Origin of the sequence: Streptomyces sp. SID12501 (assembly GCF_010550245.1) — a bacterium.
Lineage (GTDB): Bacteria > Actinomycetota > Actinomycetes > Streptomycetales > Streptomycetaceae > Streptomyces.
Window position 1 is genome coordinate 1 of sequence record NZ_JAAGLU010000239.1, and the last position, 644, is coordinate 644.

Annotated in this window: 1 pseudogene; it reads right to left on the reverse strand. The window is 70.5% G+C overall.

The window, feature by feature from the left end:
- Positions 1–644: pseudogene (locus G3I71_RS45480) on the reverse strand (pyruvate dehydrogenase (acetyl-transferring), homodimeric type); the annotation flags it as partial.

Here is a 644-nt window from a genome sequence, read left to right on the forward strand (position 1 = left end):
TGAACGCGCCGTCCTCGGCGCGGACCGTCTGGAAGTCGCCGTCGGGCGTCGTGTTCATGAGGTGCACGAGCGCGCGGTCCTTGTCGGCGTTGAGCAGGGTGTCCCACTCGCGGCCCCAGATGACCTTGATGACGTTCCAGCCGGCGCCGCGGAACTGCGCCTCGAGCTCCTGGATGATCTTGCCGTTGCCGCGGACCGGGCCGTCGAGGCGCTGCAGGTTGCAGTTCACGACGAACGTGAGGTTGTCCAGGCCCTGCTGGGCGGCGTGCTGCAGCATGCCGCGCGACTCGGGCTCGTCCATCTCGCCGTCGCCGAGGAACGCCCAGACGTCCTGCTGGCTCGTGTCCTTGATCCCGCGGTTGTGCAGGTAGCGGTTGGTCCACGCCTGGTAGATCGCCGACGACGGGCCCAGGCCCATCGACACCGTGGGGAACTCCCACAGGTCGGGCGCGAGGCGCGGGTGCGGGTACGACGGCAGGCCGCCGCCGGGGTGCGACAGCTCCTGGCGGAACCCGTCGAGCTGGTGCTCGGTCAGGCGGCCCTCGAGCAGGCCACGCGCGTACACACCGGGGGAGGCGTGCCCCTGGAAGTACACCTGGTCGCCGCCGCCGGGGTGGTCCTTGCCGCGGAAGAAGTGGTTGAGG